The 16523-nt window shown below is 63.4% G+C and carries 17 protein-coding genes; 11 read left to right on the top strand and 6 right to left on the bottom strand.

The genetic code is table 11. The features are described 5' to 3' along the window. Nucleotides 1-178: 178 nt before the first annotated feature. Nucleotides 179-1438 (top strand): glycosyltransferase, encoded by a 1260-nt coding sequence (locus AX750_RS09450; RefSeq protein ID WP_067253980.1) that lies wholly within the window; start codon nt 179-181, stop codon nt 1436-1438. 123 nt (nt 1439-1561) lie between these two features. Here AX750_RS09450 and AX750_RS09445 read toward each other — a convergent pair whose 3' ends face one another. Further along, the gene (locus AX750_RS09445; RefSeq protein ID WP_067253977.1) at nt 1562-2392 is read right to left on the bottom strand and encodes a 3-hydroxybutyrate dehydrogenase; all 831 of its coding nucleotides are present in this window, start codon (nt 2390-2392) and stop codon (nt 1562-1564) included. A 154-nt stretch (nt 2393-2546) separates the two neighbouring features. Between AX750_RS09445 and AX750_RS09440 the strand changes: the two genes are divergently transcribed. After that, nucleotides 2547-3209 carry a peroxiredoxin-like family protein gene (locus tag AX750_RS09440; protein WP_067253973.1) on the top strand — a complete coding sequence of 221 codons (663 nt, stop codon included), beginning with the start codon at nt 2547-2549 and terminating at the stop codon, nt 3207-3209. A 31-nt stretch (nt 3210-3240) separates the two neighbouring features. Here the strand turns inward: AX750_RS09440 and AX750_RS09435 are convergent, their stop codons facing one another. The 4 genes from AX750_RS09435 to AX750_RS09420 form a co-directional block, all read right to left on the bottom strand. Further along, complete coding sequence (locus AX750_RS09435; RefSeq protein WP_067253969.1) at nt 3241-4152, bottom strand: LysR family transcriptional regulator; 912 nt, start codon at nt 4150-4152, stop codon at nt 3241-3243. A 97-nt stretch (nt 4153-4249) separates the two neighbouring features. Further along, nucleotides 4250-5467 carry an MFS transporter gene (locus AX750_RS09430; RefSeq protein ID WP_067253966.1) on the bottom strand — a complete coding sequence of 406 codons (1218 nt, stop codon included), beginning with the start codon at nt 5465-5467 and terminating at the stop codon, nt 4250-4252. Between the two features lie 47 nt (nt 5468-5514). Then, the gene (locus tag AX750_RS09425) at nt 5515-6711 is read right to left on the bottom strand and encodes a patatin-like phospholipase family protein (RefSeq protein WP_067253963.1); all 1197 of its coding nucleotides are present in this window, start codon (nt 6709-6711) and stop codon (nt 5515-5517) included. Between the two features lie 417 nt (nt 6712-7128). Further along, nucleotides 7129-7623, bottom strand: coding sequence for a cupin domain-containing protein (locus AX750_RS09420; protein ID WP_067253960.1), 495 nt, complete (start codon nt 7621-7623; stop codon nt 7129-7131). Between the two features lie 382 nt (nt 7624-8005). On the opposite strand from AX750_RS09420, the gene AX750_RS09415 reads away from it, so the two are divergent. From AX750_RS09415 to AX750_RS09380, 9 genes are all read left to right on the top strand, one after another. Then, complete coding sequence (locus tag AX750_RS09415) at nt 8006-8464, top strand: DUF4440 domain-containing protein (RefSeq protein ID WP_067253957.1); 459 nt, start codon at nt 8006-8008, stop codon at nt 8462-8464. Nucleotides 8465-8614: 150 nt separating this feature from the next. After that, on the top strand, nt 8615-9775 hold the full coding sequence (locus AX750_RS09410) for a patatin-like phospholipase family protein (RefSeq protein ID WP_067253953.1): 1161 nt from the start codon (nt 8615-8617) through the stop codon (nt 9773-9775). An 11-nt stretch (nt 9776-9786) separates the two neighbouring features. Continuing rightward, nucleotides 9787-9999 (top strand): hypothetical protein, encoded by a 213-nt coding sequence (locus AX750_RS09405; protein ID WP_067253950.1) that lies wholly within the window; start codon nt 9787-9789, stop codon nt 9997-9999. A 26-nt stretch (nt 10000-10025) separates the two neighbouring features. Further along, entirely contained in the window at nt 10026-10163 is a 138-nt protein-coding gene (locus tag AX750_RS25945) for a hypothetical protein (RefSeq protein ID WP_156450204.1), read from the top strand. After that, nucleotides 10160-11239, top strand: coding sequence for a Rieske 2Fe-2S domain-containing protein (locus AX750_RS09400; protein ID WP_067253947.1), 1080 nt, complete (start codon nt 10160-10162; stop codon nt 11237-11239). The genes AX750_RS25945 and AX750_RS09400 overlap by 4 nt, the downstream gene beginning before the upstream one ends. Further along, nucleotides 11236-12033, top strand: coding sequence for a hypothetical protein (locus tag AX750_RS09395; protein WP_067253944.1), 798 nt, complete (start codon nt 11236-11238; stop codon nt 12031-12033). Before AX750_RS09400 ends, AX750_RS09395 begins: the two co-directional genes overlap by 4 nt. After that, entirely contained in the window at nt 12030-12236 is a 207-nt protein-coding gene (locus tag AX750_RS09390) for a hypothetical protein (protein WP_067253940.1), read from the top strand. Before AX750_RS09395 ends, AX750_RS09390 begins: the two co-directional genes overlap by 4 nt. A gap of 26 nt (nt 12237-12262) precedes the next feature. Further along, nucleotides 12263-12973, top strand: coding sequence for an SDR family NAD(P)-dependent oxidoreductase (locus AX750_RS09385; RefSeq protein ID WP_082737644.1), 711 nt, complete (start codon nt 12263-12265; stop codon nt 12971-12973). A gap of 114 nt (nt 12974-13087) precedes the next feature. After that, nucleotides 13088-15079 carry a mechanosensitive ion channel family protein gene (locus AX750_RS09380; RefSeq protein WP_068075039.1) on the top strand — a complete coding sequence of 664 codons (1992 nt, stop codon included), beginning with the start codon at nt 13088-13090 and terminating at the stop codon, nt 15077-15079. A gap of 98 nt (nt 15080-15177) precedes the next feature. Here AX750_RS09380 and AX750_RS09375 read toward each other — a convergent pair whose 3' ends face one another. Next, nucleotides 15178-16137 carry a LysR family transcriptional regulator gene (locus AX750_RS09375; RefSeq protein ID WP_082737643.1) on the bottom strand — a complete coding sequence of 320 codons (960 nt, stop codon included), beginning with the start codon at nt 16135-16137 and terminating at the stop codon, nt 15178-15180. Between the last annotated feature and the right edge of the window lie 386 nt (nt 16138-16523).

Genomic DNA, 16523 nt, shown 5'->3' with positions numbered 1-16523 from the left:
TCCTGATCATCCTCGCCTTCAACTTCCTCGGCGACGGCCTGCGCGACGCGGCCGATCCCTATCGCTGAGTAATGAGGAATTTGCCCCAACATGGAGATCTGGCCGGACTCGCAATTACGTTCTGCGAGTCTTTTGCATTTCGCCAGTCCGCATATCAACCGGCCGAGAAGCGACGTCCATGCATTTGAACGTCGCGGGGACCGCCGATATTCGCGGGTCGCGCAACTCCGATGCGCCACGCGTGCTGATCTACAGCCACGATACCTTCGGCCTCGGCCATATCCGCCGCTGCCGCGCGATCGCCAACTCGCTGGTGGCGACCTACCCTCATATATCAGTGATCATCGTCTCGGGCTCGTCGGTGATCTCGAGCTTCCAGTTCGGCGACGGCGTCGACTATGTCCGCATCCCCGGCGTCGAGAAGCAGAGCGACGGCCGCTACGGCCCGCATCACCTCAATCTCGACCTTCACGACACCATCCGCCTGCGCACCGACATCATCAAGCAGGTGGTCCTCTCCTTCGACCCCGACGTCGTCATCGTCGACAAGGAGCCGATCGGCCTGCGGGGCGAACTCGTGCCGGCGCTCGACATCCTGCGCCGCCGCGGGGCCCGCATCGTGCTCGGCCTGCGCGACGTGCTCGACGAGCCGGCCAAGCTCCATGAGGAGTGGCGCCAGAGCGGGGCGCTCGATGCGCTCGGCCAGATCTATGACGACATCTTCGTCTACGGGCTGGAGAGCATCTACCAGCCGCTAGCCGGCCTGCCGAACCAGCATCTCTTCGCCCACAAGATCCGCTACACCGGCTATCTCAAGCGCGCCGTCCCGAGTCCGATGCCGCCCACCCGCTACCCGCGGATCACCAAGGGCCCCTTCATCCTGGTGACGCCGGGCGGCGGCGGCGACGGCGCCGGCGTGATCGACTGGGTGATCTCCGCCTACGAGGCCGATCCGACGATCGAACTCCCCGCGTTGATCGTCTTCGGCCCCTTCATGTCGCGCGAGCGCCGCAAGGACTTCGCCGAGCGGATCGCGCGCATTCCCAAGCTGGAAAGCCTCGGCTTCGAGCCGCGCCTCGAACTGCTGATGAACCGGGCCCATTGCGTGGTCGCGATGGGCGGCTACAACACCTTCTGCGAGGTGCTCTCCTTCGACAAGCCGGCGCTCATCGTCCCGCGGGTCAAGCCGCGTCTCGAGCAGGCGATCCGGGCGGAGCGGGCCGACCATCTCAAGCTGGTCGACGTCCTGCACGATCCCCAGGAGAACGGCGAGGGCGAGCGCGATCCGCTGGTGATGGCGCGCGCGCTGCACGGCCTGCCGCGCCGCATGCCGCCCTCCCAGGCCTTCGTTCCGAGCCTGCTCGACGGCCTGCCCGCGATCAGCCAAGCGCTCGCCGACGATCTATCTGCGCAAGGGAGCAGAAGGCTGCGCGCTTGATCTGATCCGCGCGAACGACTTCATTGCTCGGATCGACCAGTTTCCTCGAACTCCGCGCCACGCTTCGAACCGTGGCTCGAGCGTCGCTCGGAATTGATTACCGAAGCTGCAGACGTCCACCGATTAGTGAGCCGTCCAACCGCCATCGACGGGCAGCGCCGAGCCGGTGATGGAAGCGCCCAGTCCGGAAGCCAGGAAGGCTGCCAATCCGCCGATTTCCTCGACCGTGGCGAAACGCTTGTTTGGCTGTGAGGCCAACAGCACGTCGCGCACGACCTGATCGCGCGGGATGCCGTGCGCGATGGCCTGCTCGTCGATCTGCTTTTCGACGAGGGGCGTCCAGACATAGCCGGGGCAGATTGCGTTGGCCGTCACGCCGAATTCCGCGCCTTCCAGCGCGATCGTCTTGGTAAAGCCGATCAGGCCGTGCTTGGCGGCGACATAGGCCGACTTGAACGGCGATGCGACGAGGCCATGCGCCGATGCAATATTGATCACTCGGCCATAGCCGTTGGCTTTCATGGCACCGAAGACAGCCCGCGTTGCGTGGAAGGCCGCCGACAGATTGAGCGCGATGATCGCGTCCCAGCGATCGACCGGAAATTCCTCGATCGGCGCAACATGCTGAATCCCCGCGTTGTTGACGAGAATATCGACCCGGCCAAAGACGTCGACTGCATTGTTCATGAGATCGGCGACGCCGACGGGATCCATCAGATTGCTGTCGTCATAAAACACTTCGACGCGATGTGTCTCCGCGAGTTGACGCCGGGTCTCTTCGACCGCGCCTGCATCTCCTAGTCCGTTGATCATGACGCTGGCGCCCGCCTTGGCCAGGGCCGCGGCGATGCCAAGCCCGATGCCGCTGGTCGAACCCGTCACAACGGCGATCTTGCCGGCGAGATCGGCGGCCACCGGCGATTTGAGAACGTCAACTGGAGGGAGCGAGTTCATCTGGAGTCTTTCTCATCTGGTCTGGCCGAATTCATCCAGATAGTGCCAAGAGCTCGGCAATCACGGAAATACCCCTTCGCTTTCAGATTGATAGGCGGCTGCTATGGCGATTGGGATTGCGCCGGACGCCCCTGCGAGGCAGCATTGTGCAGCCATGATCCAGCGTCTGCTTTCCGACCGACTGTCGTATTTGCAAAGCCGGCACGCCAGAGAGCGCCGGCATGTCGCCGGCGCCTATGACCGCATGGTCGCAACGCTGGCGGCTCGCGGCGTCGCAGCGGGCGCTATTGGCGTCGGCGATGTGATCCGTCCTTTCGCGCTGCCAAATGCCTCGGGGCGCATTGTCAGTTCCGCCGATCTCCTCGCTTCAGGTCCGATCGTCCTGAGTTTCTACCGCGGGTCCTGGTGCTTCTTTTGCGAGAGCGAGTTGACGGCGCTGCGCGATGCTCATGCCGACATCACCGCGGCCGGTGGGCAAATCGTTGCGATCGCTGGCGAAGCTGGCGGCCGAACGGCCGCTACGAAGCGTGATTTCGGCCTGCCGTTCGAGGTTTTGTGCGACCTCGACCTCGGCGTTTCCCTCGATTTCGGTCTGGTGTTCGCGGTCAATGACGAGGTGCAGACGATCTACGCGGAGATCGGTCTCGATCTTGCCCGGTGGAACGCCAACGACTCATGGTTCTTGCCGATCCCAGCGACCTATGTGGTGCGGCAGGACGGCCGGGTGATGGCCGCGCATGTCGATCCGGATTTCCGCAAACGCATGGAGCCTGCCGATATCGTTACAGCGCTGCTGGCGATCGAGCGGCAACGCTGACACCTTCGCTCGATCCGCTGAGTTCTTTGCGTCATGCCGTCATCGCGTGCGGCGCCGCTGCCCTGGCTGTTTCGGTTACCCAGTCGCGGCTCCGGGCCAGCCGCAGACAGGCGTCTGTCGCGGTCGCAAACGGGCGGCCCGCAACGATGGCCACCACGACCTGTCTGACGGTGTCGGATTCGGCGAGGTCTCGCGCGACGAGCCCTTCGATTAGCGGCATGTTCGCGGGCAGAAAGCCGCAACCGAAGCCGGAACTGACGAGACGCTGCAATTGGTCTGCGCCATGGACCTTGTGCCGACACCGCAGATCGATGTTGGACGAGGCGCAGAACGTCTTGAAGCGTTCGAGATCGGGGCAGTCGATCGGCGCGACGATGTCGAGGCCCGCAAGCGCGGAGATTGGGACTAGGGCGAGGCTCGCCAAGCTGTGATCTGCCGGCATGATCAGCCGAAAGGTTTCACGAAACAGGATCCAGCTTCTCATCCTGTCGGGCAGTTCTTGCGTGTCACTCAGGAAGATGAGATCGAACGAGCCGTCCAGCGCGCGGTTGATCAGATCCTTGTTGGGCAATTGCGCGAGCGTGAGTTCGAAGCCGCTGACGAAGGCTTTCAGACCTTCGAGAAGGCCGATCAGCGTCTTCGACGAGATCGTCTCGCTGAGCCCGATCCGCAGCGGTGCCATCTCACCCTTGCTGACGTCACGGGCCAGGTCCTGGGCTGCCTGAGCGGCCGTGAAGGTCCGTTCGAGATGTGGCAGCATCAGCCGGCCGAGTTCGGTCAAATGCGTGTGTTGCCGTTCGCGATGCAGCAAGAGCCCGCCGAGTTCAGTCTCCAGCTTCTGGATCGAACGCGTCAAAGACGGCTGCGTGACGTTGCACTGCTCGGCGGCGCGCGTGAAATTGAGCGTGCGCGCGACCGCCAGGAAATACCGTATTTGGTGCATTTCCAAGGCGCTCTCCGTCTGCGGTTCGCCTTACGCCAGCCAGGCGCGAGGCGGCGAGCGCGCACAGGGCAGGATGCAGGATCGCCCCAGCGGCTTTTCAGGTCTCCTTTACAATTGGCCGGAGTTTGAAGGCAAGCAGCGCGGCCAAGGCGAGCGACATGCCGATCCCAGCGACACAGGCGCTCCAGCCGAACCGATCGAAGATCTGCCCCAGCACGGCGCTTCCCGCCAGGCCGCCAGCGAAGTAGCTGGCCAGATAGAGCCCGCTTGCAGCGCCGCGATCGCGCTTCGCGGCCCGGCCGACGAGTCCGGTCGCGACAGCCTGGGCCGCGAAGGTTCCGACCGCGACGAGCACGAGACCTGCCAGAACCGTCGGCAGGTTCGAAACGACCAACAATGGCAGCCCTGTTCCCGCCAATGCCAGAGACAGCCAGAGCGCTCCGACCGGCCCGATCCTGCGCGCCAGCGCGCCGGCGAGCAACGTGGTCACGATCGAGGGCGCAAAGACAAAATAGACGAGACCAACCTGCATCATTCCCAGCGACAACGGAGCCGCGACCAGGACGAAATTGACGTAGGTGAAGGTGCCTATGAAGGCGAAGAGGATCAGAAATCCGATGGCGAAGCTGGCGCGCAGGCCGGGGTTTGCCAGATGAGCGGCGACCGCCTCGAACGCCGATCCCGCCGGCCGGGCAACGCCGGCCATCTCCTGCGTGCGCGCGATGAAGCCGAACGCCATCACCGCGCCCACCAGGTTCAACGCCGCGAAGACATAGAAGGTAATGTTGAGCCCGAAATGATCGGTGACGGCCGACGACATCAATCGTCCGATGAGATTGCTCGCGACATTGCCCGCGATATAGGCCGCGAAGGCCGACGCGCTGTCATCGGCGCTGTAATGCTCGCCGAGATAGGTCAGCATCAGGGTGAAGGCCGCGGCCATACACACGCCCTGGAGGACACGAAGGACCGCGAACGAAGACAGGTCGGGAGCGCCGGCGAGCAGCATCGTCGGCACAGCCAATAACGCGAGGCTGACGACGACGCCCCATCGGCGGTCGATGCGCTGGCTGAGAAAGGATGTCGCCAGACTGGAGACAGCCATGCCCAAAGTGCTCGCATTAACAGCGAGGCCCATTGCCGCCGGGCCAACGCCGTAACGCTGGCTCAGCGACGGCAGCACCGCCTGCATTGCGAAGAGATCGATCAGGGTCAGGAACGCCATCGTGGCGATCATGAATGCGCGTTGGAGGCTGCCTTCGCGCATTGTCCCCGCTCGGCCTTGATCGACCATCTGCGGCATCGGTCCGGTCATCGGGTTCATCCCAACTCGTTCATGCATGAGCGCCCGACAAGCGCGCGTTAGCCCGCGGCCGTCCCGAGCGGTGGCGTCGATTCATGCAGATGGAAGCCTTCCAGCGCATCGACTTCCTTCTCCCAAGGCGCCTCTTCGAGGATGCGCATGGTGTCGGCATAGCCGGCGGACCAGCGCGCCTTGATGCCGGATGGGCTGAAATCGATGTCCTTGGTATGGTCCTCATTGCCGAGCTGCGGCGCCAGCAGACGCACGACATGCATCTGAGTGACGCAACCATAGCCAGCAAGGGCGCGAATCGCGGCGCTCTTGCGCTGCTCCTCCGGCAGCATTCCGGCCAGATCGGCGATGATGTGACGCAACTTGTGAATCTGCTTCTGTCGCGCGATGTGGCTGACGGCGCGGCTCGAATACTGGATGTCTTTTTGCCGGTTCATCACCTGCCAGATCGATTCCGGCTCATCTCCCTTTGGATTCCAGACGTGTACTGCGAAAATCAGCGAATTGCGGCGCGGATTGTCGTCGAAAACCGCCTCGACTGGCGTGTTCGAGAGAACGCCGCCGTCCCAGTAGAGTTCGCCGTCGATTCTGACGGCGGGAAAAGCCGGAGGCAGCGCGCCTGACGCCATGACGTGCCGAACGGTCAATGCCGTTTCGCGGCTGTCAAAATAGCGCATCTCGCTGGTCCGAACATTCGCCGCACCGACCGTTAGCCGCACGCCATACTTGTTCATGCCTTCGAAATCGACAAGTTCGTTAAGCGTCATCTCCAAAGGCCGAGTCGAGTAATAGCCGGCGGCATCAGGCGCGAGCCTGGTCTGCATCCCGAGGAAAGCGAGCGGGTTGGGCTTGAAGAACCCGCCCAGGCCGTTGGTTATCGTCGACCAGTTCGGCAAGCTCCGACCGATCCAGGGCAGGCCGGACATAAAGTCGAGCGCAGGGTCCTGCGCAATCCGCTGCCAGAACTCCTTCAGGCGGCCGAGACGGTCTTCGGGCGCATTGCCGGCGATCAATCCCGCATTGATCGCACCGATTGAAATCCCGATGACCCAGTCGGGTTCGATGCCAGCCTCGTGCATGGCCTCGTAGACGCCGCCCTGATAGGCGCCAAGTGCACCGCCGCCCTGCAGGACAAGCACGATCTGCCCAGCCTCAGGTCGCTTCCGGGATTTGGGCGCGTCAGCAGAACCGGATTTATCGCCGCCCTTGCCGGATGTGTTTGAAATGCTGCGGAGTTTGTCCATTTTTCGGCTCTTTTCTCGCGATGCGGCCTGCGGCCGCCAGGTTTGAACATTCGTGTACAGTAAATTTTGAATTAAATTCTTTATGTATTCAGATTTGACAGGTAATTCTATGATATATGGATCGCATATCCGGCTGATGTATTACCCATAGATCCTTCTGGTACTGTCAATAATTTGTTGATGCCCCTGGAATTGCTTCTGGGGCGTCCGGTTCTGGCGGCTTCGGGGCGTTGATCCGTTTGAGTTTCGGCGGCAAATGATGCGGCTGCATCCCTGAGGTGCCACCGCTTCTGAGACCCCCGACGCTCGCCGGCCGGGCAGGCCGTGAGGCCCGGCAGGCTGGCGATGAGAACCGCCGTGACCGGGCCCGCCCTTGCCGCCAAGTGAGGTCGCATCCCGATGCCGACAACGCCGGGACTACATGTCCATATCGGCCATGTCCTTGTACTCCGGCGGAATGACGTCCGCAGAGAGAACGATCGCCTCACTGTTCGTCCTGTTCTCCCACCAGTGTCCGACGAAAGGACCAAACTCGGCGGTCCAGTCGCCCTCGCGATGCACGATCGGCTCTGAGCAGAACGAATTGTGCTCCCACAGTTCGCCCTTGAGCATGTAGACGATCGAGGGACGGTCGTCGTGATAATGGGTCGGGACGAAACCTCCAGGTGCGATCGTCAGACGGCGCATCCGCAGGAACAGGTTGCCGACGCCGCGCCATTTTTCGAGATGCACTTCCGACAGCGTCTGCCGCTTCAGGAATTTTTCCGGAATGTTGGCGAGGTCGCGAGGCTTGGCGAGTTTGCTCGTCTCGTTGCAGCCGGCGGCTTCGGCGGCCTGCGCACCGATGAGCGACACCGCTGCGCCTGCGGTGGCCGCGCGCAGGGCGTCGCGGCGCGAAAACTTGGGAATCATCGAAAATCTCCTCATCATGGCCGGATGGCTCGATCCGATCCAGCAGTGACAGGATCGAGGTTGCGGCTGCGATGCGGAAATGCCGAATTCCTTTGCTTTCGATAGCTGCTGACTATGTGACCAAAATCGAAAGAAGCACCAACGCAGGCGGAAAGGATCGCAGCGCTAGTCTAGTGACCTGCAAACGCCGGTCGTAGCTGTTTGCGGGATGGCTGTGGCGTGCTTGGCGACGATTGTGGCCTTTGATCTGGGGCGCCCACCATAGCGAAGCGGCATCGAAAGCAGAGCTTTTCAGCATTAGCGCCGAGCACCGGCGACGCCGATAGAGATGCCGCAGCAAAGTTTGGCCGATGCCGGTTTTTGATCCGTGCAAGAGGACGTGATGCTCCAGAAACTGATCGTGATCGTTGTTTTGAGTCTGGGCCTTAGCGGCCATGTCCGCGGCGAGACGCAGCTCGAAGCCGATATCAAAGGGCTCTACGATACGTTCCTGACCGCACAGAACGCGCGTGATCTGGTGCGTGTTCGTGACACGCTGTGGGAATCGCCCGGATTTGTCTGGATCAGCGATGGCAAGGCCTTCTGGGGCCGCGATGCGCTGATCGAGCGCATGAGCGCCTTTCAGCAAGCTGAAATCTGGTCGGTGACGCCAGACAAAACGCGATCCCGTGTGGTGGAGGTCAGCCCTGTCAGCGCGTTTCTCTATCAGCCCTTACGCCTGACCCTGGGGCCAAAGGCAGACGCAAAGACGATCGATTTTCTGGTCAACGTCCTTTGCGTCAAGACGCCACAGGGCTGGCGGGTGGCGGCTCTTTTCACCACGGAAGAGAACCCGAACTGAACCATATCGATTTCGGCCGAGAAACCTTCATCGACAGCTGCGCTGCTGTGATCGCGTTGTGAGCGACGCGGAGGTCTCGACCTGAAACGTCACATGGCTCTGGTAGGAGGTTCCTTAAAAAATCCGCATATACTGATGTGAGGCAAGATTTTGACCAAACCCAAGCCTGATGCCTACGATAAAAAGATCGGCCTTGTGCTGCAGGGCGGCGGGGCGCTCGGCAGCTACCAGGCTGGCGTCTATGAGGGGCTGGCGGCCTCTGGTTATCTGCCCGACTGGGTCGCTGGCATCTCTATTGGCGCCATAAACGGTGCGATCATCGCCGGCAACGCGCCTGAGCACCGGGTCGAAAAGCTGCACCAGTTCTGGGATGGCGTCACGAAGCCGGCGGGTTTGGCGTTTCCGCCCTTTCCAGCCGCCGCCGATCGGCGCTGGCATGCCGCCAGCGCCCTGCTTTTCGGGCAGCCGGGGTTTTTCGCGCCCCGGCCGATGAGCGACTGGTTCGGCACGCCGCTCAGCTTTTACGACACCGGCGCGTTGCGCAGTACACTTGAGAAATTCGTCGATTTCGACCGGATCAACACTGGCGAGACCCGCTTCAGCGTGGGGGCCGCCAATGTCCGTAGCGGCGACTTCGCCTATTTCGACAGCCGCGAGATCACGATCAGGCCCGAGCACGTCATGGCGAGCGGGGCGCTGCCGCCGGGTTTTCCGCCGGTCGAGATCGACGGCGAGCACTATTGGGATGGCGGACTGGTCTCCAATACGCCGCTGCAATATGTGCTCGACTACGTGCCGCGGCGCAGCCGGCTGACCTTCCAGGTCGATCTGTTCAACGCCGCGGGGCCTTTGCCGCATGACCTCGACAGCGCCATCGAACGCGAGAAGGATATCCGCTATTCGAGCCGCACCCGCACCGCGACCGACATGTATCGCGTCATTCACGACGTGCGTCACACCATCAACAGCCTCCTCGAAAAGCTCCCAGAGGAGCTGCGCGCGAGCAAGGAGGCGCAATGGCTCTACGCCTTCGGCTGCGTGACGCGGATGGACATCGTCCGGCTGAGCTACCGACCCGACGAACCGCAGGGTCAGGCGAAGGATTATGAATTCGGTCCAACCACCATGGCGGCGCGCTGGGCTAAAGGCTTGAGCGATGCCAAAATGGTGCTCAGCTCCAGTCCCTGGCTCGAGCCGATGCAGGATGAGACCGGAGCGCGCGTCTTCGACTTGCTCGATCCTGACGCAGCCGAGCACGCCCAGACCAGCCTGCTGCGCGCAGGCGACGCGGCGACGGCGAAAAAGCGCTAAGGCAGACCAGCATGATCGCCGCTCAGTTCATCGTCGCCCTTGGTCAGGCCTGGTTCGCCACAGGCGCGATCGTTGGCCTCGCCTTCCTGCTCTTCGGGATCGAGCGGCTGGACTCCTCGGCCCGCGGCGCCTACGGCTTCCGGCCGCTGCTGCTCCCGGGACTGGCGCTTCTCTGGCCCTATGTCCTGCTGCGCTGGGCGGCAACTTACCGGTCGAAAGTCTGACGCCGATGCGGCAAGCCCATAAGCGGATGCACACGGTGATCTGGACGGCGCTGGCGCTGATCCTGCCGCTGGTCCTCGCAACCGCGTGGTCACTGCGTCAGCACAAGCTGCCCGAGCAGCCCTCGCAGCGGTTGAGCGTGTTGCAACATGGCGGCCTCGCATGAGCGTCGCTTATCATCCCGTCGGCTGGACGCGCAGCAAGATTGTTTATGACGCCGTGCTGCTCGCGGGCGTGGCTATCTATCTGCTGTGTTTTCTCCGGTTCGCGCCCCGTGTGCGTGCGCCCGGAACGCTGCTCGACGACCAGTCTCTCGCGATCAAGGCCTATGGCAGTTGCGCCTTTATCCTGCTGAGCCTGGTCCTCATGATCGGGCCGCTCGCCCGGCTCGATACGCGCTTCCTGCCACTACTCTACAACCGCCGGCATTTCGGCGTGATCACTTGTACCATCGCCGCCGCGCACCTGCTGGCGGTGTTGAACTGGTACTTTGCCTTTAGCCCTCTCGACCCTTGGGTCGCGTTGTTTTCAACCGATGCGAGCTATGGCGATCTGCGCGGGTTCCCGTTTATCCCCTTCGGCTTTCTGGCTTTCGCGATCCTGCTGTTACTGGCCGCGACGAGCCATGATTTCTGGCTGAACTTCCTGTCGCCGCCGGTCTGGAAGGCGATCCATATGGCCGTCTACGGGGCCTATGGCCTGGTGGTGGCGCATGTCGCTTTCGGGGCGCTGCAGGACGCGCGCGATACTGGCCTCCCGCTGCTGGTCGGCGCGAGCGCGGCGGCGCTGGTCGGCCTGCATCTGGCAGCGGCCTGGCGCGAGCGAGCCAGGGATCGGCAGGCCACGACTGGAACCGACGATCCAGCCTGGGTCGTGGTCGGCCCGGTCGCCGAGCTGGTCGAAGGGCGTGGCCTGGTCATTTCCTTGAGCCATGGTGAATCGGTCGCGATTTTCCGCGACGGACGCGGTATCGCAGCCATCAGCAATCTCTGCGCCCATCAGAACGGACCACTCGGCGAGGGGCGCATCCGCAACGGCTGCGTGGTCTGCCCCTGGCATGGTTATGAATATCGCTTGCGCGACGGCTGCGCTCCGGCGCCGTTCACGGAGCGGGTGGCGACCTATCGGCTGAAACTTGACGGTGCGACCCTGCTCCTGGATCCGCGCCCGAACCCGCTCGGCACGCCGGTCGAGCCAGTCGAGATCCCAAAAGCGACCGTGACGCCGATGGAGCCGGCATGACGCAATCTGTCGAGAACGATGAGTTTTTCGTCGGCTGGAGCAACCGGCTCGGCCGTCGGCTGCGGTTTTTTCTCTGCGCGTCCGCGCTCGTCTTCGTCGCCGGGCTAGGCTTGCTCGGCTTTGGCTTGGGCGCGGGCGCCGACGATCCCGCCGCAGGCCTGCTTCGTCTCGGTGAACGCGATGCCGCCGGCGGTCCGGTTCGTCCGGAAGCCTGGGGCGGCGAGCAGGTCCTGCGCGGCTATCTCAGCACGATCGGCTATCCAATGCTGCATCTGGGGTCGGACGCGGCCCATCCGCGCGGCAGGGTGCTGCTGCTGTCGGGCGACGGCAAGCGCGGTGCTGATGTTCCGCACGCCGCCGGGCCGGTCGAATTGCGAGGCAGCATTCTGCGCCGGGGCAGCCTTGAAATGCTCGTTGTCGATGGAAAGGCGCGACCGCTGGCGGATGACGCCGCCGGCATTCCGCCGGCTCCGCGCGAGAAACTTGGCCGCTGGCGCATAGCCGGCGAAATCTGTGACGGCAAGTGTTACACGGGCGCGATGCGGCCGGGCTCGGGCCTCGCCCACAAGGCTTGCGCCAATCTCTGCCTGATCGGCGAAATTCCGCCCGTTTTCGTCACGTTTGCGCCCGTCGCCGGCAGCTTCTATCTCGCGCTGGCCAACGCCGATAGCGGTCCCCTGCCGGCGCGGCTGCGCGATCTCGTCGCGATTCCGATCACGCTTGAAGGCGAAGTCGAGCGCGTCGGCAACATGCTGGTGTTTCTTGTCGATACTGCCGTGGCGAAACGACTGTGACGCCAGCCATCCTCGCCCCGCTGCTGGCGACGCTGCTGGCCTTCGCCGTCGTCTGGCTCACTCTCGCCAATGTCGCCCCGCTGATCGCGCTCGCGGGCGTGGGCGAACTCGACCTGCTGCTGCGCGTCTGTCTCGTCTTCGTGGTGCTCGGGCTGTTCGAGCGCCTCGCGCAACGCCTACTTGTGCACCGTCACACTACCTGAGCGCGTCAAAACCAACGGATCCAGCCATGTCAGATACTTCGCCGATCATCATAGTCACCGGCGCGGCCGGTAATGTCGGTCGAGCTTTGTTGACGACCTTGGCCGGGCGCGGACACTGCATTGTTGCGGTCGATCGCGAGGCTGCGGCCATGGCCGAGATCCTGGCGCCGTTCGGCGGCGAAGACCGCCATCTCGTGCTGGCCGATCTGGATCTGTTCGATCCGACTGCCTGCGCGGCGGCCGTGAAGGCCGCGCTCGCGCGCTATGGCCGGATCGATGGCTTGGCGCACACCGTCGGCGGCTTCGACATGGCGCCCGCCGCCGACAGCGGTCCCGAGCTCTGGGACCGGATGTACCGGCTGAACGTGCTGACTACCTTGAACATGTTCCACGCGGTTCTGCCACCGATGCGCGCTGCCGGGCATGGCAGCCTCGTCGCCATCGGCGCCGGCGCGGCCATCAAAGCCCCGTCGGGTCTCTCGGCCTATGCCGCCGCCAAAAGCGCCGTCCACCGTCTGGTCGAGAGCTTTGCCGACGAGCTGAAATCCGCCGGCGTCCGAGTCAACGCCGTCCTGCCCAGCATAATCGACACGCCACAGAACCGTGTCGCGATGCCCGGTGCTGACCACGCGTCCTGGGTCCGTCCCAAGGAAATTGCCGACGCGATCGCCTTCCTGCTGGACAGGGACGCTAGCGGCATCACCGGCGCCTTCATTCCCGTGACGGGGCGAGTTTGAAGCCAGCGGCGAACCGCCAAGATCCCTAAGATGGATGCAAGAGAATCGGGGCGAAGACATATTGAACCCGTCCTGCATACCGAGGCGAAGACAGAGATGGTGCGAGATCGCTGAATGAAGCCCTGCGTCAAGGCCTCTGCCGTATTTGCGTTCATCGCTGCGCTTACTGGCGCCGATGCAGTCCTTGCACAAGACAGCGGCGCGCCGCCAAGCACCGGCCTTATCATCAGGCTCACAGCCCTCATCAGCGCGTTCTGGACCACCATCGGCCCGATTGTTGTAGCACTGCCCAGCGTTCCGGCCGAGCTTATCCGCGTTGCGACCGCGATCGCGGCAAGCCCCGGATTCGCTATCGACCTGGCGAAGGTAGGGCCGGCCTGCGCACTGATTTTCCTCGTCGCGGCCCTGCCGCCTCGGATGTCGCGCCCACTTCCCGCCGGTTCCAGCCACGATGCGCGACTAGCAGAGATCATGCGCCGCTTCGCTCATGATATCGTAGGTGCACTCGCCGCATGCCTTCTCGCGGTGCTGTTTTCCGAACTTGCGTTCGATCCGGCTGTCGCCAGCGGGCAGCTGGCCCGCGCGGTGCTAGATTTCACGCTGCTGTTCCGGCTCTCGCTGATGGTCCCTGCTATTTTGTTCCGCCCCGGCGAGTCCAATCTGCGTTTGCTGCGTGCTCATGATCGACAGATCGCGCAGGCCCGGCCGGCGCTGGTTGCAGCGCTCGGCGTCGGTATCGGTTTTCCAGCGTTGATCCCGGTCTGGCTTGGGAACGGGATGGACTGGATGGCCGGCCAGGCGCTGGCGGTCATTATGGGAATGATCGCCGCGAGCCTCGGCTTCCTTGCGGTTCGGCGCTTCCTGTCGCCCGTTCCCGGTCTCTGGCCGCGGTGGCGCCGGTTTGCGGGCTTTGGCGCCATTGGTTTCTGGCTGACCTGGAGCTATGGCGTCATCGCGCTCGACTTCCCCTTCTTCTTCGCTGTCATCAGGGTTGGAGCGGTCGCTACACTGGGGCTGATGGCCGAACGTTTCGTCGTTGTTGCGCTGCGCACCGCGCGGGTGACGGGCCAAGGTAGAGTTGGTCGGTTCTGGCTTCAGTACGGAGCGCCGATGAGGCGCGTCGTCTTTGCGCTCAGCCTCGCCGGCATCGTCGTCGTCGTGGTCGGGTGGGCCGCCGAAACAGGACCGGACTGGCTCGGCCCTGGCCGGCTGGTCATGCTGAGCGCCCGTATCGTAGAGGCGCTGGCGGCATTCCTCATCGGCTATTTGCTTTTCGAGGGCGTGAGCGCCTGGCTTACCGCGCGTTTTGTGCCGCCGTCGCGCGCGTCGCAACTCCTCGCAGACGAAGATGAGCCCACGCCGGCCTCGCGGCTGTCGACGGTCGTGCCAGTCGCGCGTGGCTTTCTAGCCGCGCTGATTCTCGGCGTCTCGGCGCTGGTTGCCCTCGCGACGCTCGGCCTCGACACGACGCCGCTGCTCGCCGGCGCCGGGATTTTCGGCTTGGCGATCAGCTTCGGCTCGCAATCGCTGGTGCGCGACGTCGTCGCCGGCATCTTCTTCCTCGTGGACGACGCCTTCCGTCTCGGCGAGTACATCGAGACCGGCAAGCTCAAGGGCTCGGTCGAGCGAATCACGCTGCGCTCCATTCAGCTGCGGCACCAGAACGGCCAGGTTCACACCTTGCCCTTCGGCCAGCTCGGCTCGGTAACCAATTTCAGCCGCGACTGGGTGACGATGAAGTTCAACCTCAGGCTGGCGCGCAACGTCGATATCGAAACCGTGCGCAAGACCGTGAAGCGCATCGGCCAGGAGTTGCTGGTCGATCCCGAACTCGGGCGCGAGTTCATCCAGCCGCTCAAGCTCCAGGGGATCGCCGACATTCTTGAAAACGCGCTGGTGCTGCGCTTCAAATTCACCGTCAGGCCAGCCAAGCCGACGGTGGTCCAGCGCGAGGCGTTGAAGCGCATCGTGCGGGTCTTCGCCGAGAAAGGCATCGCGTTTGCTGCCAATACCGTCTTTGTCGAGAGCCGCGAGGATGATGAGCGTTTGCGAGAGGCCGGCGCCCATGTCGCCGCGCCGACGGCGCTGTCACCTTCTGTCTCTTAGAAACCGGCGCAGCTACGCTTCCTCATTCTACCCCGTGTCCGAGTCGATGCCGGGCGGCACAGACCGCAGCATCGAGCGGCCGCGGATCATGGCTCTGGTTACAGTGCGGCCAAGCCAGCCGCGCCATCGCTAAACGGCGGGTCGGCCTGCGCGAGCGTCTGAATGGACAGCGCTGCCTCGCCTGACCACGGCGTCCGCATCGCTTCGTGAAGAAGGGCGCCGACTGCGGCGGAGTGCGGCCGGCCGCGCACGGTGACGAGGTTCACGATCCGAAAAAGCGAAGGCGAGGCGAGCGGCCTTGCCGCGACCAGAGCCGCGCCGATCGAATTCCTGCCGAGTAACCCGAAGCCCAATCCACCCGACACCATGGCCAGGATCCAATCGTCGCGGTCGCTGCGATAGACCGTCTGGAAATCAGCCCCGAGCTCGTCGAAGAAGCCATCGATCGAGCAGTCATGTTCGCACTGCGTACGCTGGACGAATTTCTCGTCTTTAAGGTCGAGAAGGCCAATTTGTGATTGTGCAGCCAGAGGATGAGAGGGTGGCAAGATCACGCATAGCTCTTCTTTGAACAGGCGCAGATACTTTAGTCGAGGGTCGGAGCGGCCGCTTGGCTGGCAGGAGATGATGACTTCGACCAGACCGTCGCACAACATGTCCTGCAGGTCGGCGGCCGGCGAATCCACGATCTCCAGCTCGATATGGGGGTGCCGCTCCTGCACCGCGCTCAGCAGGCCGATCAGGTTCGTTGGAGCAAGCGTGCACATCACACCGACCTTCAGCCGCATCTTGCTCTGCGCCGTCATATCCTGGGCGGCAAGTCTGACGTTGTGAGCTTGATCCCAGATCTGCGTCAGATAAGGCAGCACGGTCCGGCCGAGTTCAGTAAGCTTCGGCGCCTGCCGATCGCGGTGGAACAACGCCCCGCCAAACTCGAATTCGAGCAGCTTGATGGCGCGCGTCAGCGAAGGCTGCGTTACATTGCAGGCGGCGGCGGCGCGGGTGAAGTTCAGTTCGCGCGTAAGTGCCAGGAAATACCTGACCTGATGCATCTCCATGGTTGAACCCTCGCTCGATCAAACGCCAGCCACAGTCCGCCGGGACCGGGTCGGCTCTAGCCAGATGGACGAAGCCGCAAGCCAGCCAGACCATCCAGCAGAGACGCTTGCAGTATCACCTGCAGGCCGCCTAACCTCAAACCCAGATGAGGCAGAGTCTCTGTTCCTGACATACCGAGACGGTCTCAAATCATTTGACGACGGACACGCCGCACGGCCAAGCGGATCTTCGAGCGCCCGCGCGACGAGCATGGCTTTGCGGGCGGCTAATCCAGATCCTCGACCGGCGCCGAGACGTCGGACAGCCGGCGGCCGTCAGGGGCGAAGGACAATCTCGCTGGTGCCCTTCGGCAGGAAGACGGGGCCTTCATAGAGCAGGTTGCGAT

Source organism: Methylobacterium sp. CCH7-A2 (assembly GCF_001557075.1).
In the GTDB taxonomy this organism is placed as follows: domain Bacteria; phylum Pseudomonadota; class Alphaproteobacteria; order Rhizobiales; family Beijerinckiaceae; genus Allobosea; species Allobosea massiliensis.
Note: the sequence above shows the minus strand (reverse complement) of the source record. Positions and strands in the feature narration are given on the sequence as shown.